Origin of the sequence: Nocardioides sp. NPDC004968, from assembly GCF_040608935.1 — a bacterium.
Classification (GTDB): domain Bacteria; phylum Actinomycetota; class Actinomycetes; order Propionibacteriales; family Nocardioidaceae; genus Nocardioides.
Window position 1 is genome coordinate 500,362 of sequence record NZ_JBEXJF010000001.1, and the last position, 21,864, is coordinate 522,225.

Below are 21,864 nucleotides of genomic sequence, written 5' to 3' on the forward strand. Positions count from 1 at the left end.
AGTCGTCCGTGCCCGGCCTCGGCTCCCGTCAGCACTTTCCGGCACTCACCGCCGAACCTGATCTCGTCTACCTCGACGCCGCGTCCGGCACCCCCTGTCCCGAACCGGTCATCGCCCAGCTCACCGCCGAGCTGCGCGGGCCCGCCGCCAACCCCGGCAGGGGCGGACACCCGTGGGCCCGGGACGCGCTGCGCCGCTTCGAGGATGCCCGCGCCAACGTCGCCGCGTTCCTCGGCGCCTCGTTCCCCGACGAGGTCGCCTTCACCCGTGGCGCCACCGGTGCGATGGCGTTCCTCGCCGATCGCTGGGCACCCGCGGCGCTCGCGAACGGCGGGGACATCCTCTACTGCCCAGGCGACCACCTCTCGACGGTGCGGCCATGGCTCCGGCTCGCCGAGCGGATGCGCCACCAGGGCGTCCGGGCGGTGGCGTACCGCCGCGACCGGCTGGGACGCATCGACCCCGACGACTTCGCCCGAGCGGCGAGCGACCGCACCGCGGTCGTCGTCGTCACCGACGTACACAACCTCCACGGCACCCGGACCGACCTCGACGCCCTGGCGATCCCGTCGTCAGCGACGGTCTGTCTCGACTGCTCCCAGAGCGCCGGGCGGCTGCCCCTGCGCCTGGCCGATTCCCGGGCCGAGCTCGCCGTCGTCTCGGGCCACAAGATGTTCGGGCCTCCCGGCACGGGCACGGTCTACGTACGCCGGGATCAGCATCATCGGATCGCGGTCGACCGGGCGGCCGCGCGGAGCGGGCCGGCGCGACACGTCTCGCCGCTCACCGATGCTGCCGAGGAGGGCAGCCTCGACGGGGCCGGCGCCGCGGCGCTCGCGAGCGCCACCGCGTTCCTCGACACCATCGGCCTCGACCGCGTCGGCGGCCACCTCACCACCCTCGCCGCCCGGTTCGCCGACGGCGCCGCCCGGATCGGGGGCGTCACCCTCCTCGGGCCGCCGGTCGACGCGGGCCGGCACCACAGCGGCATCGCCGCCTTCTCCCTCGACGGCCAGGCGGGCGCCGACGTGGCCTTCGCCCTCGAACGCCGCGGCGTGTACGTACGCGCCGGCGACCACTGTCTGGACGGGCCGCGGGAGGACGCGGTCCGGGTGAGCTTTCACCTGTACAACGACGAGAACGACGTCGACCGACTCCTGCAGGGCCTCGCCGCCGCTGCCGAAAGGGACTGACACGTGCAGAACGACGGCATCAGGTACGACCGCGCCACCGCCGCCCGCATCCTGGCCGAGGTGGCCGGCCCCGACTTCCTGGCCGGCCCGGCCCCCGCAGTCGCCGAGGTGTCGGTGGCTTACCGGGTCGAGGAGCTCACCCCGGAACCCGGGGGGTCGCTCACCACCGGACAACGGCGCTACCTGGAGTCCTTCATGCGGCCGTGCCGGCCCGACCAGGTGGTCAGCGCCACGCACCGCGTCACCTGGCGCGACTCCCGCGGGATCGCGAACAGCGGCCACATCGGGCCAGGCGCGCTCAGCCCAATGCTGCCGATCGCTGCCAGAGAGGCGGTGATCGCCGTCGGTGACGCGATCGCCGAGGCCGATCCCGTCACCGCGCGTTCGGACGCGCTCGACGACGACGCGCTCGATCTCCTGGCCGACACGACCACCGACCAGGAGCCCGCCGAGATCTTCCGCGTCGGAGCCGAGGCCGCCGGCCGAGCGCTCGTCCAGCACGGCATGCTCGCCGGACAGGTCGGGATCGAGGACCCGGTCGAGTTCGCCGAGGCGATGTGCGCCTCCGGCCTCTACGGCACGGTGGCCTCGACCTGGTTCTGGGAGCTGCAGGCCTCCACGTACCGCAGAGGCATGATCCCCGCGAACCTGGAAGGGACCGGCGGGCGGCTGCGCTACACCGCCGAGACCGTCGCGCTGCTCGCCGAGATGAAGCGCCGCACCATCGCCGACGCCCACGGCGTGATGGACCAGGCCCGCGAGGAGGGCCTGGGGCCACGTGCGGCCATCCAGCGCTACCACGTCGAGCTCGACCAGATCTCGCGACAGTACGCCCTGCTGCCGGCGGGGGAGCGGCCCGTCTGCCTCGGGCAGCGAGCCCATCAGGTCGACGGGCAGCGCGTCCAGCCGCTCGCCGCCGTCGCCGAGGCGCTCACCGGGGCGTTCCGGTCCGCGGTCGAGGCGGTGCGGATAGCCGAGATCCCGGAGTCCGCCGCGCGGGACGTACGGTTCGCGGCGGGGGAGCAGGAGTTCGGGGTCCCGGACATGACCTGCCGGCACTGTCGGGTGACGATCACCGCCGTCTTCGACGCCCAGGCGGCCGAGCTGATCGAGGTCGACCTGCACGGCAAGCGGGTCCGGGCCAGGTTCACCGACGCCGGGCAGCGTGACCGGGTCTTCGCCGACCTGCGCGACTCCGGCTACACGGTGGCCGAGGGGTGAGCCAACGCTTGCCGCTCCCGGCCGCGAGACACCCGATCGCCGCCCGTTTCCTCGACGACGCTGCCGCGGTGAGTGAGGCGATCGAACGGTTCGGGTCACCGCTCCACGTGGTTTTTCCTCAGGTCATGGCCGAGAACACCACCGCGCTCGCGGGCGTCCTGCGGCGTCACGGCGTGCCGTACGACATCTTCTACGCGCACAAGGTGAACGCCTCGGCCGCGCTCCTCGCCGAGGCGTCCGCCACCGGGCTCAGCGCGGACGTGGCCTCCGCGGCCGAGCTCGACCGGGCCTTGGCCGCGGGGTTCACGTCGGACCGGATCGAGGCGACAGGTCCGAAGTCGCCGGCGTTCATCGAGCGGATCGCCGCGCTGGGGGTCACCGCCAATGCCGACGACCTCTGGGAGCTCGACCGGCTCGCCGCTGCCGCGCCGGCCGGCAGCGCCGTCCCGGTCCTGCTGCGGCTCTCCGGCTTCGTCTCGCCGGCGGTGCCCCAGTCTCGGTTCGGCATCGACCTCGCCGAAGCCGACGCCGCCCTCGAGACCGTACGCCGCGCCCCCGGCCTCGACCTGCGCGGTGTCGCGTTCCATCTCGACACGGCGGACCCGGCCGCCCGGGTGGATGCCCTGACCGAGTCGATGGCGGTCGTGGCCGCCGCCCACCGGAAGGGCCTGCGGCCCTCGGTGATCGACATCGGCGGTGGGTTCCGGCAGCGCTTCGTCGAGGATCCCGAGCCGTTCCAGCGGTACTCGCAAGCGGTCGCCGCTGGTCCGGCGGAGCTGGTGTGGCCCGGTCACGACCTCGGGCTCCGGAGAGCCGGAGCAGTGGCCGGGGCGCCGTCCGCGCACAAGTACGGCAACCACCGCCCCGCCACCGACGTCCTGGAGCGGTTCCTGGCCGCCGAGATCGAGCGGCGACCGGTGGCCGAGGTGCTGCGCGAGTGCATGCTCACGCTGTGGATCGAACCGGGCAAGGCCCTGGTCGACCACGCCGGGGTCACCCTGGCCTCTGTGCTCTACCGTAAGCGCGCCGCCGGGCGCGACCTGGTCGTGCTCGACCTCTCCCGCAACCAGGTCACCCCGGCCGACCAGGAGGTCCTGCTGGACCCGGTGCTAGTCGACGGTCGTGGTGAGCCGCCGGCGGAGGGCGTGTTCCTCGCCGGCCGGCTGTGCCTGGAGTCCGACCTGGTGAGCCGCCGCAAGGTGTTCCTGGAGTCCGAGCCGAGCAGCGGCGACGTACTCGCGTTCGTCAACACCGCCGCCTATCAGATGGACCTGTCGGCGTCCTCCGCCGGCGGGCATCCGCCGCCACCCAAGGTCGCGGCGGTCTGGGACGGCGAACGGTTCACCTTCGTCGCAGACGACCACCACGGGAGCTGACCATGCGTTACGACAGCGTGCTGGACATGATCGGCGACACCCCGCTGCTGCGGCTCGATCCGGCCGCCCACCGTGTGCCCGAGGCCGAGATCTTCCTGAAGCTGGAGTCGGCGAACCCGTTCGGCTCCGTCAAGGACCGCGTCGCCTGGGCGCTGCTGCGCGACCACATCGGGACGATCGCCGAGGAGGAGCAGGTCGTCCTGGAGGCATCGAGCGGCAACACCGCCAAGGCGCTCCAGATCATCGCCTCGATGCACGGGGTCAGGTTCAGGGCCTTCACCAACCGGGTCCGGGTGCGCGAGGTCCGCGAGATGCTGTCGCTGCTGGGCGCCGAGGTGACCGAGATGCCCGGCCTCTCGGAGTGCCCGGACCCGACCGCGCCCAATGACGTGTTCGGGGTGATCGGCGACCTCATGGATGGTGAGCCCGGCCGCTACCACCACACCTCGCAGTACACCAACGCGGACAACCTGCGAGCCCACTACGAGCAGACCGGCCGCGAGATCTACCGCGACGCCGGCCCGGTCGACCTGCTCGTGGGCGGGCTCGGCACCACCGGCTCCACCCGAGGGGCGGCGACGTACCTGCGCGAGCGCAACCCGGAGACCGCCGTGATCGGCGTCGTCGCCGCCGAAGGTGACTTCATCCCCGGCATCCGCTCGGCGGCGGAGATGTGGGAGGTCGGGCTCTTCGACCCCGGCTTCTACGACGCGATCGCCGCCGTCGACTCGGCCGACGCGATCTCCGCGAGCCTCGAGCTCGCCACCCGGCACGGCGTGCTCGCCGGGCCCACCACTGGGGCCGCCTATGCCGCCGCTCGGGAACGGCTCCTGTCCGGCCCCGGCGGTCCGGTCACAGCGGTCGTGATCGCGTGCGACCGGATGGAGCCGTACCTCTCCTACTACCGCCACCGCCGCCCCGACCTGTTCGGCGCGGCGAGCCCCGCTCCTGCCTCGGAGGCGCCTTCAGCGGCCCCCGAGGACATCGAGGCGTGGACCGCTGCGGGTGAGCACGTGGTCGTGGTGGACGTACGCACGGCGCTGGCCTTCCAGGCCGGCCACATCCCGGGGGCGATCAACCTCCGCGACGACCTGCTCGAGCAGGTCATGGAGGCGGGGATGCCGTTCTCGGAGGCGTCGCGGGTGGTATTCGTATGTCCGACGGGTGACCGGTCGGCGCGGTTCGCGGCCCGGGCCGCCGCGACCGGTCGCCGGGCCTACAACCTCGAGGGCGGCGTGCTCGGCTGGCGGGACAGCGGCCGCCCGCTCGCGGGAGTCTGATCCTCACGCGGGAAGGAGGACGAGCATCGTGCCCATCCCAGCAGCCATCAGCCCGTGGCCGAGGGCCGGCAGTCGGTGCTCTCGGACGGCGGTCGCCCGCACCAGCCACCACAGCACCCCGGCCGCGCAGACCACGACGAACAGCGAGTTGACCGCGACCGCCCAGCCCGGAGTGTGCCCGGCCGGTGCGATCGCCACCGCGCTGCCATGACCCGCATGACCCTCGAGACCGCCCACGTCAGCCATCAGCAGCGGCATCGCGGCGAGCATCCAGATCATCGCGGCGTTGAGGCCGAGATGACCGACCAGGTCAGCGCGCCGGGCCCCGTCGCTCGCGCGCCGCAGGGCCGCGAGCAGCGCCAGGGCCAGGACCGCGAAGAGCGCGACCTGCGCCCAGACCGCGACGTCCGAGACGATCACCCAGATCATCAGGATCATCGCCACGCTCATCACGGCGTGGTTGAGGTGGAGAACGGTCTCCGTGCCCGACGGTGGGCAGACCACGAGGATCCAGATCCCTGCGGTGCCCGTGAGCACGAACGCCACGGTCAGCAGAAGGTCCCAGGGAGGATCGACCACACCGAAAATCTACTACCGGATCGCCGCCGAGGAGGCCGGTCGCCGATATCGGTGCCGCAGGTCGGCAAACGCGTCGAGGAGAGATCAGGCGTCGAGATCCTGCGCGACGAGCGCGGCGATAGTGTCGACCGCGGCCTGGTCCGGGCCGGTGACCTCGACCTTGTCGCCGTTGGCGGCGCCGAGGGTCATGATCAGCAGCGAAGAGGCCGCATCGACCGGCTCGCCGCCTGGGACGGCGAGGGTGATCTCGGCGCCGAGCTCGTCGACCTTCTCGGAGATGATCGCAGCGGGGCGGGCGTGCAGGCCGACGGCGGAACCGACGGTGACGGTCTGGGTGGGCATGATGCTCCTTCGGTGGTGTGTTTGAGGGTTCAGCTGGTCGCGACGGCCGGGACCGGAGCGCGGCCGAGGGACTTGAGGGCGATCACCATGCCGGCGCCGACGATCACGCCGGCGGCGAGAGCGATCAGGTAGCCGAGCACGTTGGTGACGGCGAAGAGGACGAAGATGCCGCCGTGCGGCGCACGGACGCCGACGTCGAGGAGCTGGGAGAGGCCGCCGGTCACGGCGCTGCCGACCATGATCGCCGGGATGACGCGCATCGGGTCGCCCGCGGCGAAGGGGATCGCTCCCTCGGTGATGAACGAGGCGCCGAGCAGCCAGCCGGCCTTGCCGTTCTCGTGCTCTGCGGGGGTGAAGAGCTGGGGACGTACGACGGTGGCCAGCGCCAGCGCGATCGGCGGGACCATCCCGGCGAGCATGACCGCGGCCATGATCCGCAGCTCGGGGGAGTCGGCGGCGAGCGAGGCGGCACCGACACCGGTGGCGGCGAAGCTGTAGGCCACCTTGTTGAGCGGGCCGCCCATGTCGAAGGCCATCATCAGGCCGAGCACCGCGCCGAGGGCGACGGCGCTGGTGCCGTCCAGGGCGGCGAGGCCGTCGGTGAGCTGCTCCATCAGCCAGTTGATCGGCTTGCCGAGCACGATGATCATCACCAGACCGGCCAGGATCGAGGTCACCAGCGGGATCACCAGCACGGGCATCAGGCCACGCGCCCAGCTCGGGACGCGCCATCCGCTGACCCAGTGGGCGATCACGCCGGCGAGGACGCCGCCCGCGATCGCGCCGAGGAAGCCGGTCGCGGGTGCCGCGACGCCGTCGGCGTTGACCACGCCGAACAGGTTGGCAGCCAGCGCACCCATGATGAAGCCCGGGGCGATGCCGGGGCGGTCGGCGATGGCGTACGCGATATAGCCCGCCAACGCGGGGATGAACAGCATGAACGCGGTCTTGCCGATGACGAAGAACAGGGCGCCGAGATAGACGGCGAGGCCGCTGTCGAAGAGGGCGTGGTCGAGACCGAGGGCCTGTACGTCGGGGAGGTTGGTCAGGGTGTTGTCGACCATGACCGCGCCGTAGACGTCGGTGATGTCGTAGCCGCCGAGCAGGAAGCTCAGCGCGATCAGCAGGCCGCCGGCGGCGACGAACGGGATCATGTAGGAGACGCCGGTCATCAGGACGCGGCGGGTCCGTCCGCCCCAGCTCTCCGAGGCGGTGCCGGCGGACTCGGAGGAGTCGCCTCTGCCGGACTCCACGCGGGCGGTGTTCGGGTCCGCGGCGGCGGCGAGCGCCTCGGCGATCATCGCGTCGGCGTCGTCGATCGGACGCTTCACACCGGAGGAGATCAGTGGCTTGCCGGCGAAGCGGCTCCGGTCGCGGACACCGACGTCGACGGCGAAGATGGCGGCGTCGGCGCGGGCGATCGTCTCGGCGGGCAACGGCGTCGCCCCGGCCGAGCCCTGCGTCTCGACCGCGATCTCCACGCCTGCCCGGGCGGCCGCGGCCTCGAGTGCCTCGGCCGCCATGTAGGTGTGGGCGATGCCGGTCGGGCAGGCGGTCACCGCGACGAGGGTGCGCTTCTCCGTCGCAGCCGGGGCAGGTGCGGGCTCGGGCGTCGCGCTCTTGGTCGGGGCCGGCATGTCGCCGACCGCTTCGAGAATGGTCTGGGCAGCCTGCTCGGCCGAGTCGGTCCCGCGCAGGGTCTGTCCGAACTCAGGCCGGGCCAGCGCACGGGCCAGCTTGGTCAGGATGGTCAGGTGGGTGGCGTCGCCGCCCGCGGGTGCCCCGATCAGGAAGGCCAGGTCGGCCGGGCCGTCCTTGCCGCCGAAGTCGACCGGGGGTGAGAGCCGGGCGAAGGACACCACGGGCTCGTCGACCCCGGACGTACGGCAGTGCGGGATCGCCAGGCCGCCGGGGAGACCGGTGGCCGAGACCTCCTCGCGGGCCAGCGCGTCGGCGACGAGCGCGTCGAGGTCGGTGGCCCGGCCCGCGTCGGCCACGCGCTGCGCCAGCGCACGGATGACGTCGTGCTTGTCAGAGCCGAGATCGGCGTCGAGGGCCACGAGCTCGGGGGCGATGAGTGCGGACATCAGAGTCCTCCGGTGATGGGGTCGAGGTCGCGTACGGACACGAGGTCGGCACGGACCTGGGGTGGGGTGGGGAGGGTGGTGCCGGGGAGGCCGGCGGCTGCACTGCCGTACGCGACGGCGAGCCCGAGACGTTCAGGGGCGGAGAGTCCGCGAAGGTCGGCGAGGAGATAGCCGAACAGCGAGCTGTCGCCGGCACCGACCGTGCTGACGACCTCGGTCGGCGGCGGGGTGGCGTGCCAGGTGCCTTCCTCGGAGACGAGGACGGCGCCGTTTCCTCCGAGGGTCGCGAGCACGGCGGTGACCCCGCGGTCGACCAGGGTCCGGGCCGCCGCGGCTGCGGCGGCCGGGTCGTCGAGGGAGTCGGATCCGGTGATGGAGGCCAGCTCCTCGGCATTGGGCTTGAGCAGGTCGGGTGCGCCGGCCGGGAGCCCGGCGGCGAGCGCCTCGAGGGGCGCCTCGCTGGTGTCGATGGCGATGTGGGTGCCGGTGGACCGGAGCGCGCTCACGACCTCGGCGTACCAACCGGACGGGGCTTCGGGCGGCAGCGATCCGGCGAGGACGACCCAGCGGGCCTGCTCGGCCTCCTTCACGAGCCGGGCCGCCAAGGCGTCGAGCAGGGCAGGGGTCGCGGTGGCGCCCGGGCCGTTTAGCTTGGTGGTGGTGCCGTCGGGCTCGGTCACGGTGGTGTTGATCCGCGGCCGGCCGGCAGGCCCGACGGTGACCACGTCGAGCCCGGAGGCCCGCAGCTCTGCGACCATCGGGTCGAGGTCGGAGCAGGGGAGCACGGCGCGGGTGGGAACGCCTGCGGCGTACGCCGCTCCGGAGATGTTCACTCCCTTGCCGCCGGGCTGGGAGGTGGTCGTCCGGGCGCGCAGCACCTCACCGCGGCGCAGCGCGCTGGTGAGCATCACGGTGTGGTCGATGCTCGGGTTGGCGGTCAGAGTGACGATCATGCGATCAGCACCTCGAGGCCGCTCTCACGGAGCTCGTCGGCGACGTCGTCGTCGATGTCGCTGTCGGTGACGAGCACGTCGATGTTGCCCAGCGCGGCGAAGCGGAGTGTGGTCTCGACGCCGATCTTGCTGGAGTCTGTGAGGCACACGACCCGGCGGGCGGCATTGACCAGCGCGCGCTTGGTCGCTGCCTCCTCGTGGTCGGGGGTGGAGAGGCCGTGGGCCAGCGTCAGCCCGTTGGTGGCCACGAAGGTGACGTCGACCCGCAGGCGGCTCAGCGCGTCCACGGTCTCGGCGCCGACCGCGGCCTGGGTGGCCGGCCGGACGCGACCGGGCAGCAGGTGGAGCTCGATCTGAGGGCTGCCGGCCAGCATGGCGGCGACCGGGACCGCGTGGGTCACCACGGTGAGGTGGTGGTCGCGCGGCAGCGCGTGGGCGAATCTGCTGGTCGTCGTGCCGGCGTCGATCGCGATGGTGCCGCCTTCGGTGGGGAGGAGTGCGAGCGCGGCCCGGGCGATGCGGTCCTTCTGCGCGGTGAAGGTCTGCTCGCGCTCGCCGAGCGCGGACTCGAGCACGGCCATGGTCTCCACCGGAACCGCCCCACCGTGGACCCGGCGGACCAGGCCCCGTCGCTCCAGCGTCGAGAGGTCTCGGCGCACGGTCTCGGTGGTGACCTCGAACCGCTCGGCGATGTCGGCCACGGATATCCGCCCGCGCTCGGCGACGAGACGGGCCGTCGCGATCTGTCGCTCCTCGGCGTACATCCCGGCCTCCTTCATGATCGGTGTGGTTTCGGGTGGGTTTCGGCGTTGTGAATGCCCACATATGTTGTTTTATGCCCGAATGTGTTGACTAGTCAAGGGGTTAGGGCAGATATTTGTGGCCATGGTCACGTCTCACTCATCTATCCTCTCCGGCACTCCGGTGGTCCCCGGGATCGTGCTGGCGCCCGTCCACGTGGTGCGGACCGAGGTCGATCCCGCCGCGCTGGAGGCCTTCGAACGGCGCGGCTTCGACCAGCCCGAGGACGCGCTCGCGGCCTACGAGGAGGCCGCCACCGCCGTCGCCGACGGATACGCCCGCCGGGCCGAGGCCGCCTCCGGCGCAGCCGCGTCCGTCCTGAGCGCGAGCGCGGGCCTGGCCCGTGACAAGGGGCTGCGAGTCGCCGTGGAGAAGCACCTGCGTGCGGGGGAGGGGCCGGTCGCCTCCGTCGCGGCGGCGGTGGAGCAGTTTGCCACGCTGTTCAGCGGGATGGGTGGCCTGATGGCCGAGCGGGTCACCGACCTGCGCGACATCGAACGCCGGGTCCTCGCCCACCTCGCCGGCGAGCCTGAGCCCGGCGTGGACGTGCCCGAGGGGCGGTGCGTCCTGGTGGCCGCCGACCTGGCGCCCTCCGACACCGCCGCTCTCGACCCGGCGCGGGTGGTCGCGCTGGTCACCGAGCGGGGCGGCCCCACCAGTCACACCGCGATCATCGCCCGCCAGCTCGGCATCCCGTGCCTGGTCGGGGTTGCCGGCGCGACCGGCATCGTCGCGGGGACACCTGTGCTCGTCGACGGCCAGGCCGGGATCGTCGACCTGGAGCCGGGCCCCGACGCCGCCGCCCGCGCCGAGGCCGACCTCGCCCGGCGCCAGGCGGTCGCCGCCTGGACCGGGCCCGGGCGCACGGCCGACGGCCACCCGGTGGCCCTGCTCGCCAACGTCGCCGATGGCTCCTCGGCACGAGACGCGGCCGCCGGCCAGGTCGAGGGCGTGGGCCTCTTCCGCACCGAGCTCAGCTTCCTCGACCGTCGCGAGGAGCCCACCGTGGCCGAGCAGGCCGACGTCTACGCCGAGGTGCTCGCCCCCTTCGCCGGCCGCGGCCACGTCGTCGTACGCACCCTGGACGCGGGCTCGGACAAGCCGATCGCCTTCGCGACCCATGAGGGCGAGGAGAACCCGGCCCTGGGCGTACGCGGCCTGCGGCTCGCCGCCGACAACCCCGGCCTGCTGGAGCGCCAGCTCGACGCCATCGCTATCGCCGCCGAGCGCACCGGAGCCGACACCTGGGTGATGGCGCCGATGGTCGCCACCGTCCAGGAGGCCGCCGACTTCGCCGCCCTGGTCCGCGCCCGCGGCCTCAAGCCGGGCGTCATGGTCGAGGTGCCGGCTGCGGCGCTGATGGCCCACCGAATGCTGGAGGTCGTCGACTTCCTCTCCATCGGCACCAACGACCTGACCCAGTACGCCATGGCCGCCGACCGACTCGCCACCGACCTCGCCCACCTCACCGATCCCTGGCAGTCGGCGGTGCTGCAGCTCATCGCGATCACCGCCGAGGCGGGGCGTACGGCCGGCAAGCCCGTCGGCATCTGCGGCGAGGCCGCCGCCGACCCGCTGCTCGCGCCTGTGCTCGTCGGGCTGGGTGTCACCTCGCTGTCGATGGCACCCGCGGCCGTGGCTGCCGTCGGCGCCCGACTCGAGTCCGTGACCGCCGGACTGTGCGACGAAGCCGCCGAGGCCGCTCTCGGCGCGCTCTCGCCGCAACTAGGGCGTCAGACTGTCGCCGAGCTCATCGGGTGACCAGGCTGGTGAAGACGAAGACGATGAATCCCAGAAGCAGGAGGAGCAGGACGATCAGGCAGCCACACAGTCCACTCTGAACGACGACGCCGCGCTGGCGGACCGTGCCTGGTGCGCCGAGCTCGCCGGCCATCGCCAGGTGGGCCGGGCCCCGGTATTCCAGCGTCGGAGTGTGGTCAGGCCCGAGGACCGCGGTTGCCAGTCCGACCTGCCCGCTACGACCGTGCTGATAAACGGCGATCGCGACCGGCCGGTTCGCGGGGATCTCGAAAGCGCTCTCGCCCCACTGCTGTGGGTACACCGCGCCGTCGATGTTGACGCTCGCCGACGCCGTAGCAATGAGGCCTCGGCGCAGACGCAACGAGAGCACGCGCCGTGGCCCGTCGTGCTGGCCGGCGTACGGGATCACCGGCGGGACCGGTCCGAGACGGTTCATGGCGAGAAGTATCCCCGCCGACCGTCCTGTGTCGACTCGGCCACGCTATGTCTGGCCTGTTGGCAGACTGAGCCCGTGCATGCTCGCTATGTGTTCAGGGAGACCTGGGTGATCCCGAGCCCTCCGGAGGCGGTACGGGCCATGCTGGTCGACCTGGAGCGCTATCCCGAGTGGTGGCCGCAGGTGCGGGCGGTGGTGAAGCTGGGGGAGGACGATGCCCTGCTGGTGTGCCGCTCGGCGCTGCCGTACGACCTGGAGATCGTGCTGCACGCGGTCAGCCGCGACCTGCCGACGCTGGAGGTAGGCCTCGGCGGCGACCTGGACGGGTTCGCGCGGTGGACACTGACGCCGGCGCCGGGTGGGAGCCGGATGGTGTTCGAGCAGGAGGTCGCCGTACGCGGCCTGCTCGGCGTGGCCTCGATGCTGCTGCGGCCGGTGCTGACCTGGAACCACCGGCAGATGATGCGCGGCTGTCGCCGTGGGCTGAGCGCACGGGCGACATAGCCGCGGAGATCACCAGCAGAAGCGGAAGCAGGATCCAGGCGGCCCGCAAGCGGCCGCGTACCGGTGCTGCGGTGGCCATGGCAGTGGAGGAGGCGCTCATCAGGCCTTCCTTCGCGCGGTGAGCGCTCGGTCGGCGCTCGGGGCGGCGTGGTCGGCGAGTGAGACCGTATCGGCGACCTTCTCCAAGCCGCGGCCGACCAGCCGCCTGGGCAGGAACCGCATCGCGCGGATCGAGAGGTTGCGCAGCCACATCTGGGTGGGTGTGTCCGGCATCAGGCCGCCGTCGCCCGAGGTGCGGGCGAAGACTTGGGCGCGGTCGACGAACGCGCGCATCCCTGCCTCGTAGGCAGGCAACGCGATCCGGTGGTCGCCGTCGGCCTTGGCCAGCTCGCCGGCGAGCACGTAGGCGCCGACCAGCGCGAGGCTGGTGCCGATGCCCGACATCGGCGAGGCGCAGTAGGCGGCGTCGCCCACGAGCGCGACCCGGTCGCTCGACCAGGTGTCCATCTGCACCTGCTCGACCCGGTCGAAGTAGAAGTCGGGACTGTCCCAGATCTGGGGCAGCACGCGAGGCACGACCCAGCCGGCGTCCTGGAACGTACGCACCACCATCTGCTTCTGGGCCTCGACATCGCGCCGGTCGTAGGAGAACCCGCGGCCCCGGAAGAAGAAGGCCGCCAGGGCACGGTCGGTGCCCGGGAGCGGCCGCATGCCGGCGGTGCGGCCGGGGCGGCCATCGTTGCCCGGCATCGTGTACATCAGCTGCCAGTCGTGCTCCATCGCGGAGCTGACCGAGTAGAGGCACAGGTAGGAGTCGAGGTCGTGGACGTAGCGCTCCTCGGGCCCGAAGGTCATCCGGCGCAGGTCGGAGTGGACACCGTCGGCGCCGACCACGAGGTCGAAGCGCCGGCTCTGTCCCTTCTCGAACGCGACGGTGACGCCGTCCGCGTCCTGGGTGACCTCAGTGATCGCGTCGTCGAAGACGAACTCGACCTCGTCCTTGGTCGCCTCGTAGAGGATGGTGGCCAGGTCGGTGCGCAGCAGCGTCCACTCGGCGGCGGGTCCGCCCGAGGGGCCGAAGACGTCCGGGTCGAAGCTGGCCTGGCGGTGACCGCGCTCATCGATGAAGGCCATGCCTCGTGCGGCGAGCAGGGCCGCGCGGACCTGGGGTACAAGCCGCAGGTGCCCGATCACCTCGCGGGCCGTCCCGCGGATGTCGATCGCGTGACGGCCCGTCCGTGGTCCAGGCGATCGCTCCACCACCGTCGGTCTGAACCCGTAGCGACACAGCAGGTGGGCCAGGGTCGTCCCGGCAATGCCACTACCCGTCACGAGAACGTCGCGGTTTCTCATTCGTGCTCCTTCTCTCATCCTGAATTCGTTGATGCGCGTACACCGTATTCACCGATGCGGGTGGCTCAGCAAGCGAAGATCGCGCGAAGTGCACTAGTTTCCGGTCGAAAGTGAACTAGTACGATATGCCCCGCCTCCCCTCCCTCGACCAGATCGGACCGCTGATGCCGCCTTCGGAACGACGTGATCCGCCCTACCGAGTCATCGCCGCGGAGATCGGCTCCCGGATCACCATCGGCGAGCTCCGCCCCGGTGACCGGGTCCCGTCGATCCGGGCGATCGCTCGGCAGTGGGGCGTCGCGGTGGCGACCGCGACGAAGGTGATCGCCGCTCTGCGCGAGGCGGGGCTCGTGGAGACGAGGGTGGGCTCGGGCACCGTGGTCAGCCCGCGGCCGGCGCGTCCACCCGCACGACAGCCCGGGTCAGCGGAGCAGGAGGTGCTGAGTGCCCGCATCCTTCGTGCCGCTGTCGACGTGGCCGATTCCGACGGACTCCAGGCGTTGTCGATGCGCCGCCTGGCGAGCAGCCTGGAACTCGGGCCGATGTCCCTCTACCGCTACGTCACGAGCAAGGACGACCTGCTGGCCCAGATGGCCGATCTCGTCTTCGGTGATCTCGCTCTGCCCGAGCACGGCCCGCCGGGCTGGCGCGCCAAGCTCGAGCTGGTCGCGCGCGAGCACTGGCGACTGTGCCGGCGTCACCGGTGGCTGCCGCAGGTCATCTCGTTCACCCGGCCCACCTTCGTTCCGCACATGATGGACCACACCGAGTGGACGATGCGGGCGCTGGACGAGCTCGAGCTCCCGATGGACGTACGCCTCCAGGAGGCGCTCACGCTGCACGGGCTGGTTGTCACCGTCGCCCTCTCCAACGCTCGTGAGACCGCGGCCGAGCGAAGGACCGGCCTGAGCCTGAGCCGCTGGTCGGAGAGCCAACGAGCCCGGCGTCGTGAGGTGCTCACGAGCGACCGGTTCCCGCTGCTGGCGCGGATGTCCGAGGATGCGCCGCCGGATCTGGACGCGTTGTTCGAGTACGGTCTGGCGCGTCACCTGGACGGGCTGGCGGTGATGACGAAGGCCTGACCAGAGTCAGCGCAGGGCCGAGCCCTTCTGGTATTCGGCCCAGGACAGGTTCCAGTCGCCGAAGCCGTTGTCCCACTCCATCTTCCGGTCGGTGCCGGTGGTCTCGACGACGTCGCCGATGCGGGCCAGGCCGTAGAGCCAGGCGGCGTTGGCGGTGGAGAGGCCGGTGCAGCCGTGGGAGACATTGGCGTAGCCCTGGGACCCGGTCGACCACGGCGCGGCGTGGATGAACTCGCCGGAGTTGCTGATCCGCATGGCGTACTCGACGTCGTCGAGGGAGTAGTAGTCGCTCGAGCTCTGGTCGGAGATGCCGATCGTCTCCGAGCGCATCTCCTTGACGCGGTGCTTCTCGGAGATGACCTTGATCCCCGACCGCGTGGTGAAGCCGGGCTTGCCGGTGGTGATCGGGATCGTACGCAGCAGCTTGCCGTTGCTGAAGACCTTCATCTGATGCGTACGCGCGTTGACCTTGAAGACGTGCGCGTCACCGACCTTGTAGGTGGCGGTGCGGCTGTGCTGGCCGTAGACGTCCCCGCCGGCGGAGGCGCCGTTGATGTCGAGGTCGACCTTGATGGTGGTGCCCGGCTTCCAGTAGGCCTGCGGGCGGTAGCGGGCCTCGGTGTCGGAGACCCAGTACCAGGAGCCGGTCTGCGCCGGGGTGGAGGTGACGTGCATGCGCTTCTCGAAGGAGGCATGGTCCTTGACCGGCACGTCGAAGTAGACCGCGACCGGCATACCGACGCCGACCTCGGACTTGTCGACGGGGACGATCGTGGCGAAGGTCTGCTGGGCCAGGGAGAGCGAGCGGGTGGTGAAGCTGCTGGTCACCTTGCCGGTCTCACCGGTGGCGGTGACCGTGTAGCGCAGCGCCGGGTCGAGCAGGTCGTTGGCGGTCCACGTCAACTTGTCCTCGGAGAGCGAGCCGGGCACGGTGCGTCCGTCGGGCTTGGCGACCTTCACGCTCGTGAACTCGCCCGAGGTCGCGGTCACCGTCACGGTGCTGTCGACCGGTACGTCCTTGGCGCCGTCGGCGGGGGAGATCTTGGCGGTGAGGGCCTCCGCGGACGGCGAGGCGCTGGCCGACTCGCCCTTCGCGGCGGACTCCGGGCTCTCGGAGTTCCCGGCGCAGCCGGAGAGTGCGATCAGGGCCACCACGGCCACTACGACAGGAAAAGGACGAACCCGCATGGGATAACTATGCGGTAGGCGGCAACCGAATTCTCGGCGTGTCCGCGCGTGTGATGAAGGTTTGTGGTGTTGTCGGTGCTGCCACGTACGGTATCTGCCGATGAGTGATACTCGCGTCGAGGCGGCGTACGCCGGGGCTCTGGCCGCCTTCAAGAACCCGATGCTCGACCTCCTGCACGGCCGGTTCGCGCCGTTCGTGGTGGCGGTGCTCTCAGTGACCTTCACCTCCGAGCGGGCCGCCGTGCCGGTGGTGGACGCGCACGCCGAGATCGGCGACATGGTGGACCGGCTCCGGGCGACCGGCCATGCCGAGGGCGAGGGTGGCGAGGTGATGCTGCCGGTCGGCACGGCCCGTGAGCTGTGCCGCCAGTGGGTGCGCGCCGGGTGGCTGCTGCGCCAGATCGAGGGCGAGGACGAGGTCTACCGGCTCTCCGCGCACGCGGTGGGCGCCCTCGAGATCGCCGGCCGGGCGAGCGGGTCTCGGGCGCGGGTCTCGGAGTCGCGGGTCCGGACGCTGCTGGAGGCGGTCGAGCGGCTCGCCCTGGACGCCGACCCCGACGTGCTGACCCGGGTGGCGCGGCTGACCGAGGAGATCGCCGAGCGACGCGCCGAGATCGCCCGCCTGGACCGCACCGGCGTCGTCGACGCCGTCGATGACGACACCCTGCTGGAGCAGGCCGAGAACATCCTCCATCTGACCCGTGAGCTCCCCGCCGACTTCGCGCGGGTGGTCGAGTCGATCCGGGCAATGCAGCGTGACGTGGTGACCGACCTGCGTCAGGACGTACGTCCGGCCGGTGAGGTCCTGCGCGAGTATCTGCAGCGCGGCAAGGACGTGATGGGCTCTACGCCGGAGGGCAAGGCGTTCGCCGGTGCGCTGAGGATGATCGGTGACCCGCGCCGCCTCGACGACCTGGCCACCAACCTGCACACCGTGCTGCGACATCGGTTCACCCGGCAGATGGGTCCGCCCGAGCGGGCCGAGCTGGCCGCGGTCGGACGCCGGATCGAGACGGGCGTCGCCGAGGTGCTGGCCGCCCAGCAGACCGCCTCCCACGTGATCACCACCCAGGTGCGTACGCACGACCCGGCCCGCGATCGGCAGGTCGACGACCTGCTGCGCGATGTGATGGTCGGTTTCCAGGCGTGGATGCCGTCCTCGCGCCCGGCCGAGTCCGTCGAGCCGCTGCGCCGGCTGCCCGTCGCCGACCTCGGTCACCTGCGCCAGTCGGTCAGCGAGCTGCGACCGCCTGAGCCGCCGGCGCCGCTCGCCGACTGGGGCGATGTGGAGAGCGCGGTCGAGGACACCAGGGCTTGGGGTGGGCCGGGCTACCGGGCGATCGAGGCCCACCTGGACGCCTATCTGGCGACCCACGGGGCCGAGGAACCGATGGACCTGGCCGAGGTCTTCGCGGCCGCGCCGGAGGAGATCCGGCGCCCTGTCGACCTGCTCGGGCTGCTGGAGATCGCCCACCGGCGCGGGATGGCCGAGACGGGGGAGATCTCTACGATCGAGGCGGTCCGGGCCGACGGGGTGCGGCGACGGTTCGCGTTCGGCGGAGTGAGGCTCAGCACAACGAGGGCGGCGGATGGCAAAGGGGATGGGCGTTGAGTGAGACGGTGACACCGACCGAGGTCGAGGTTGACCCTCAGGTTGAGGTTGAGGCTGAGGCCGTGGCCTACGGCAGCGAGCCGGAAGGCTTCATCGAGCCCGTCTCGATGGAGGACGACCCGACCGAGCTCTTCGTCGGCGACCGCGGCGTCCTCGACGCCGACATCCGCCGGGTGCTGGTCCAGCTGCTGCGCCGCCGGTTCATCACGGCCGAGAAGAGCCCGCGGCAGTGGCGTACGTTGCTCGACCACCAGGCGGTGGTCGAGTCCCGGCTCCACGACCTGTTCATCCGGCTCGTCGTCGACCACGACCGGGGCATCGCCTACAAGCGACAGGTGCGCTCGGAGGAGCTCGACGTGCCGGTGCTGCTCAAGGACGACGCCTACTCACGGGCCGAGACGCTCGTGCTGGTCCATCTCCGCACCGTCTTCCAGCGCGAGCGAGGCGCGGGGGAGAACTCCGCGCGGGTTGACGCCGACGAGCTGGAGCAGACCGTACTCACCTACTTCGACGTCGCCAGCGGCGACGCCTCCGCGCGCCGCGAGATCCGCCGGGCAGTCGACCGGCTCGCTCGCGAGGGGCTGATCGAGGAGGAGTCCGAGGACCGCTACCGGATCACCCCGCTCGTCGAGATCGTGCTCAGCGTCGAGAAGCTCGCAGAGCTCAAGGCGTGGCTGAAGGAGTCCGGCGGTCGAGCCGTGAGCGCCGGCGACGAAGAGGAGACCGAGCAGTGAACATGATCGACAGCCTCTTCGGCCTCATCCCCGCCCGCTCGAACGGCCGGCAGTGGGTCGCGCGCGAGCTGCAGCTGGTCAACTGGGGCGGCTACGACGGCGCCCACCGGGTGCGGTTCTCGCCGACAGCGACGCTGCTGACCGGAGGATCCGGGTCGGGCAAGTCGACGCTGATGGACGCCTACATCGCTTTGATCATGCCGCACACGACGCCCTTCAACGGTGCTTCGAACGGTGGTGTCGTGGGCCGTCCGCGCGGCCAGGACCAACGCAACATCCTCTCCTACGCGCGCGGCAAGATCGACGAGGCGAAGACCGCCGACGGCACCAAGATCCGGGTGCTGCGTGGCGATGGCCGCGACACCTGGTCGGCGATCGCGATGACCTGGGAGGACCAGACCGGGGCCCGCTTCACCGCGGTCCGCGCCTGGTACGTCCCCGCGTCCGCCAAGAATCTCGACGACGTGACCAAGCTCCGTGCCGTTGCCGAGGCTGGCTTCGACGTACGTGATCTGGAGCCGGTCGCTGCCCACCGGTTCACGCGCACCTCGGTCTCCGAGGTCGGGCTGACCCCGATCGACACCGACCGCGACTTCACCGCCCGGATCCACTCCGCGCTCGGGATCGGTGCCGCCGGCGACGGCGAGAAGGCGGTCAACCTGCTCGGCCGGATCCAGGCGGGGCAGCAGATCACCACGGTCGACGACCTCTACAAGAAGATGGTGCTCGAGGAGCCCGAGACCCTCGCGACCGCCGACGGCGTCGTCGCGCACTTCGATGAGCTCTCCGCTACCCGCGACCGGATGGTCACCGCGCAACAGCAGGTGCGCGCGCTGACGCCGATCCGCGAACACCGCCTCGCCATCGAGGCGGCTGCCGAGCGGCTCGGCGTGATCGAGGACATCGGCTCGTTCGCGGAGGAGTCCACCCCGGCAGGGCTCTGGCGGGCCGGGCAGCGGGTCGAGCTGATCAGTGCGCTCGAGACCGAACTCAGCGAACGCCACCGCGAAGCGGAGCGGTCGGTTCACGAGCAGGAGGCGCTGGTCGCCGCCGCCGAGAGCGAGCGGGAGGCCCTGGAGCAGACCCTGCGCGCCTCCGGCGGCGATCGCCTCGAGACCGCCACCCGCGAGATCAAGGCCGCTGAGACCAGGCTCGCGAGCGTACGCAGCGCGCGGTCCTCGCTCGACGACGAGCTCTCGGTGCTCGATGTCGACGTGGCGGACCAGAAGGCGTTCGAGGACTTGCTGGATCGGGCTCGGGCGGCCCTGGCCGACAAGGATGGTCGTCGAGCCGCCCGCAACACCTACGCCGCGGCCCGATCCGCCGCGGACGAGACGGTGAGACGGCTCGATGCTCTCGAGCAGGAGCTCCGTGACGCCAGGAGCGTGAAGAACAACATCCCCGAACCGCTCCGCGCTGCCCGCGAAGTGCTGGCCGAGGCCGCCGGTCTGACCCCGGCCGACATGCCGTTCGTCGGCGAGCTGGTCGAGGTACGCACCGAGCACGAGGCCTGGCGCGAGGCGTTCAACCTCGCGCTTGGCGGGTTCGCGACCACGCTGCTCATCGACGCTGCTCACGCCGGTGCTTTCCGCGCCGCGATCGACTCGGTGCGGACGCCGACCCGGGTGCGGTTCGAGGCCGTACACACAGGAATGCGTGACCACAGTGATCCCGACGAGGGCACGCTGCCCGGGCGCCTGGAGTATCGGCGCACCGTCTTCACCGGGTGGCTCAAGGAGCGGCTCGTCTCGCGACATGGGTACGTGTGCGTACAGACGCCGAGTTTGCTCGCGCAGCACAAGATGGCGCTCACCGTCACCGGCCAGGTCTCCCAGGGGGCCCGGGGTGCGCACGGCGGCCACGGCGCCCGCAACGTGCTCGGCTTCACCAACACGCGGCTGGTCGCGCAGCTCGAGGAGGAGATCGACGCGGTCCGACGCGAGACCGACGAGGCGGCCGGGGCGGTCGAGAAGGCCGAGCAGGCGCTCGAGGACCTCGACGCCGGCCGCGCCGCGTACCAGGCGATCACGAAGGTCTCCTGGGACCAGGTCGACGTGGCCTCGGCCGAGGCCGAGCGCGACCGCTGGGCCTCGGTGATCGCCGAGGTCACCGCCGACAATCCCGAGATCGCCGATCTTCAGGACCGGGTCGCCGAAGCGCGCCGCAAGGCCGCCGATCGGCGCGAGGACGTCGGCCGGGCCAAGAGCGCCTTCGAAAAGCTCGACGAGCGGTGGAGCGCGATCGTCGACGAGGTCGACCAGGCCAAGGATGCGCTTGAGAAGGCTGAGGCTTCGGGCTTGGAACTCCGCGCTGACCAGCTGGAATACCTCGGCGAGCTGTTCCGGGCGTCGGGTGGTGGCGAGGCTGGCCGTCGCGAGGACGTGCTCGCCGAGCTCGATGCCGTCTTCGACCGCGCGGGCGGGCGGTTGAGCGTCGATCGCGAGGCCGCACAGGTGACGATCGGGCAGGCAAGGTCGCAGCTGCAGCAGACCTTCGAGGCGTTCCTGGAGCGCTGGCCCAACCCGAACCTCCACACCGACCCCGATGCCTCCTACGCCGACTTCGACCGTCTCCTCGACGAGCTGCAGACCAGCGGCCTGCACGAGCTCGAGGTCGAGTGGCGCGACTCGCTGCTCAAACTGTCGGGCAACGACCTGACCAACCTCGACTCGACCCTGTCGCGGGCCGTGCGTGAGATCCGGGACCGGATCGACCCGATCAACCAGATCCTCGCCGAGCTGCCGTTCAACGACGACGGCCACCGGCTCCGGATCGACACCCAGGAGGGCCAGTCGGCGGTGCGTGGCCGCTTCCGCAAGGAGCTCCGCACCGTGCGCGACCTGATCGAGAAGGCCTCGTCCAACGAGACCCGGGAGCAGGCCTACACCCGGATGTCCCGGCTCATCGACCGCATGCGCCGCACGGCGCCCGACTTCGCCGACCTGATCGACGTACGCAACCACGTACGCGTCAGCGCCGAGAAGGTCACCGCCGACACCGGTGAGCACGTCGCCCTCTACGACCACATCGGTGAGAAGTCCGGCGGCGAGTCGCAGGAGCTGGTCGCTTTCATCGTCGGGGCGGCACTGCGCTACCAGCTCGGCGACGCCGGCGCAGACCGGCCGCGCTACGCCCCGGTCTTCCTCGACGAGGCGTTGATCAAGGCCGACGCCCGCTTCACCGGCCGCGCCATCGGCGCCTGGCGAGGTCTCGGCTTCCAGCTCATCATCGGCGCCCCCAACGACAAGCACAGCGCCATCGAGCCACACGTCGACGTTCAGTACACGGTGCTCAAGGACGCCGCGGGCTATTCGTTCCCGAAGCTCGAGGTGGGTCTCGACGAAGTCCCTGCGCGGTGACCG

General features: G+C 71.4%; 18 protein-coding genes. 10 read left to right on the forward strand and 8 right to left on the reverse strand.

Translation table 11 applies throughout. The annotated features are described in order from the left end of the window. The first annotated feature begins 8 nt into the window (after positions 1–8). From ABZU72_RS02390 to ABZU72_RS02405, 4 genes are read left to right on the forward strand one after another with little or no spacing between them, the layout of a single operon-like run. On the forward strand, positions 9–1,193 hold the full coding sequence (locus tag ABZU72_RS02390; RefSeq protein ID WP_355017305.1) for an aminotransferase class V-fold PLP-dependent enzyme: 1,185 nt from the start codon (positions 9–11) through the stop codon (positions 1,191–1,193). 3 nt (positions 1,194–1,196) lie between these two features. After that, the gene (locus tag ABZU72_RS02395) at positions 1,197–2,414 is read left to right on the forward strand and encodes a copper chaperone (RefSeq protein WP_355017306.1); all 1,218 of its coding nucleotides are present in this window, start codon (positions 1,197–1,199) and stop codon (positions 2,412–2,414) included. After that, on the forward strand, positions 2,411–3,790 hold the full coding sequence (locus tag ABZU72_RS02400; RefSeq protein ID WP_355017307.1) for an alanine racemase: 1,380 nt from the start codon (positions 2,411–2,413) through the stop codon (positions 3,788–3,790). Before ABZU72_RS02395 ends, ABZU72_RS02400 begins: the two co-directional genes overlap by 4 nt. Before the next feature lie 2 nt (positions 3,791–3,792). Continuing rightward, positions 3,793–5,070 (forward strand): pyridoxal-phosphate dependent enzyme, encoded by a 1,278-nt coding sequence (locus tag ABZU72_RS02405; protein ID WP_355017308.1) that lies wholly within the window; start codon positions 3,793–3,795, stop codon positions 5,068–5,070. Positions 5,071–5,073: 3 nt separating this feature from the next. Here the strand turns inward: ABZU72_RS02405 and ABZU72_RS02410 are convergent, their stop codons facing one another. The 5 genes from ABZU72_RS02410 to ABZU72_RS02430 form a co-directional block, all read right to left on the reverse strand. Then, positions 5,074–5,649 (reverse strand): DUF5134 domain-containing protein, encoded by a 576-nt coding sequence (locus ABZU72_RS02410; protein WP_355017309.1) that lies wholly within the window; start codon positions 5,647–5,649, stop codon positions 5,074–5,076. A gap of 84 nt (positions 5,650–5,733) precedes the next feature. Continuing rightward, on the reverse strand, positions 5,734–5,991 hold the full coding sequence (locus ABZU72_RS02415; RefSeq protein WP_160023680.1) for an HPr family phosphocarrier protein: 258 nt from the start codon (positions 5,989–5,991) through the stop codon (positions 5,734–5,736). 29 nt (positions 5,992–6,020) lie between these two features. Continuing rightward, a complete protein-coding gene (locus ABZU72_RS02420; protein WP_355017335.1) occupies positions 6,021–8,081 on the reverse strand; it encodes a fructose-specific PTS transporter subunit EIIC in 2,061 nt (686 codons plus the stop codon). Further along, positions 8,078–9,031 carry a hexose kinase gene (locus tag ABZU72_RS02425; protein WP_355017310.1) on the reverse strand — a complete coding sequence of 318 codons (954 nt, stop codon included), beginning with the start codon at positions 9,029–9,031 and terminating at the stop codon, positions 8,078–8,080. The genes ABZU72_RS02420 and ABZU72_RS02425 overlap by 4 nt, the downstream gene beginning before the upstream one ends. Then, positions 9,028–9,810 carry a DeoR/GlpR family DNA-binding transcription regulator gene (locus ABZU72_RS02430; RefSeq protein WP_355017311.1) on the reverse strand — a complete coding sequence of 261 codons (783 nt, stop codon included), beginning with the start codon at positions 9,808–9,810 and terminating at the stop codon, positions 9,028–9,030. The genes ABZU72_RS02425 and ABZU72_RS02430 overlap by 4 nt, the downstream gene beginning before the upstream one ends. Positions 9,811–9,916: 106 nt before the next feature. Here ABZU72_RS02430 and ptsP point away from each other — a divergent pair, with 106 nt between their 5' ends. Then, on the forward strand, positions 9,917–11,593 hold the full coding sequence (ptsP, locus tag ABZU72_RS02435; RefSeq protein WP_355017312.1) for a phosphoenolpyruvate--protein phosphotransferase: 1,677 nt from the start codon (positions 9,917–9,919) through the stop codon (positions 11,591–11,593). Here the strand turns inward: ptsP and ABZU72_RS02440 are convergent. Next, on the reverse strand, positions 11,583–12,029 hold the full coding sequence (locus tag ABZU72_RS02440; protein ID WP_355017313.1) for a hypothetical protein: 447 nt from the start codon (positions 12,027–12,029) through the stop codon (positions 11,583–11,585). The two genes, ptsP and ABZU72_RS02440, sit on opposite strands and share 11 nt — an antisense overlap. A 75-nt stretch (positions 12,030–12,104) precedes the next feature. Between ABZU72_RS02440 and ABZU72_RS02445 the strand changes: the two genes are divergently transcribed. Further along, positions 12,105–12,533, forward strand: coding sequence for an SRPBCC family protein (locus ABZU72_RS02445; RefSeq protein WP_355017314.1), 429 nt, complete (start codon positions 12,105–12,107; stop codon positions 12,531–12,533). A 99-nt stretch (positions 12,534–12,632) separates the two neighbouring features. Here the strand turns inward: ABZU72_RS02445 and ABZU72_RS02450 are convergent, their stop codons facing one another. After that, positions 12,633–13,886 (reverse strand): FAD-dependent monooxygenase, encoded by a 1,254-nt coding sequence (locus tag ABZU72_RS02450; RefSeq protein WP_355017315.1) that lies wholly within the window; start codon positions 13,884–13,886, stop codon positions 12,633–12,635. Between the two features lie 125 nt (positions 13,887–14,011). Here ABZU72_RS02450 and ABZU72_RS02455 point away from each other — a divergent pair, with 125 nt between their 5' ends. After that, on the forward strand, positions 14,012–14,968 hold the full coding sequence (locus tag ABZU72_RS02455) for a TetR/AcrR family transcriptional regulator C-terminal domain-containing protein (protein WP_355017316.1): 957 nt from the start codon (positions 14,012–14,014) through the stop codon (positions 14,966–14,968). Positions 14,969–14,974: 6 nt separating this feature from the next. Here ABZU72_RS02455 and ABZU72_RS02460 read toward each other — a convergent pair whose 3' ends face one another. After that, the gene (locus ABZU72_RS02460; RefSeq protein ID WP_355017317.1) at positions 14,975–16,156 is read right to left on the reverse strand and encodes an Ig-like domain-containing protein; all 1,182 of its coding nucleotides are present in this window, start codon (positions 16,154–16,156) and stop codon (positions 14,975–14,977) included. Between the two features lie 100 nt (positions 16,157–16,256). Between ABZU72_RS02460 and ABZU72_RS02465 the strand changes: the two genes are divergently transcribed. The 3 genes from ABZU72_RS02465 (at position 16,257) to ABZU72_RS02475 (ending at position 21,861) form a co-directional block, all read left to right on the forward strand. Continuing rightward, complete coding sequence (locus ABZU72_RS02465) at positions 16,257–17,768, forward strand: DUF3375 domain-containing protein (RefSeq protein WP_355017318.1); 1,512 nt, start codon at positions 16,257–16,259, stop codon at positions 17,766–17,768. 62 nt (positions 17,769–17,830) lie between these two features. Next, entirely contained in the window at positions 17,831–18,502 is a 672-nt protein-coding gene (locus tag ABZU72_RS02470) for a DUF4194 domain-containing protein (protein WP_355017319.1), read from the forward strand. 2 nt (positions 18,503–18,504) lie between these two features. Continuing rightward, a complete protein-coding gene (locus tag ABZU72_RS02475; RefSeq protein WP_355017336.1) occupies positions 18,505–21,861 on the forward strand; it encodes an SbcC/MukB-like Walker B domain-containing protein in 3,357 nt (1,118 codons plus the stop codon). Positions 21,862–21,864 lie beyond the last annotated feature (3 nt).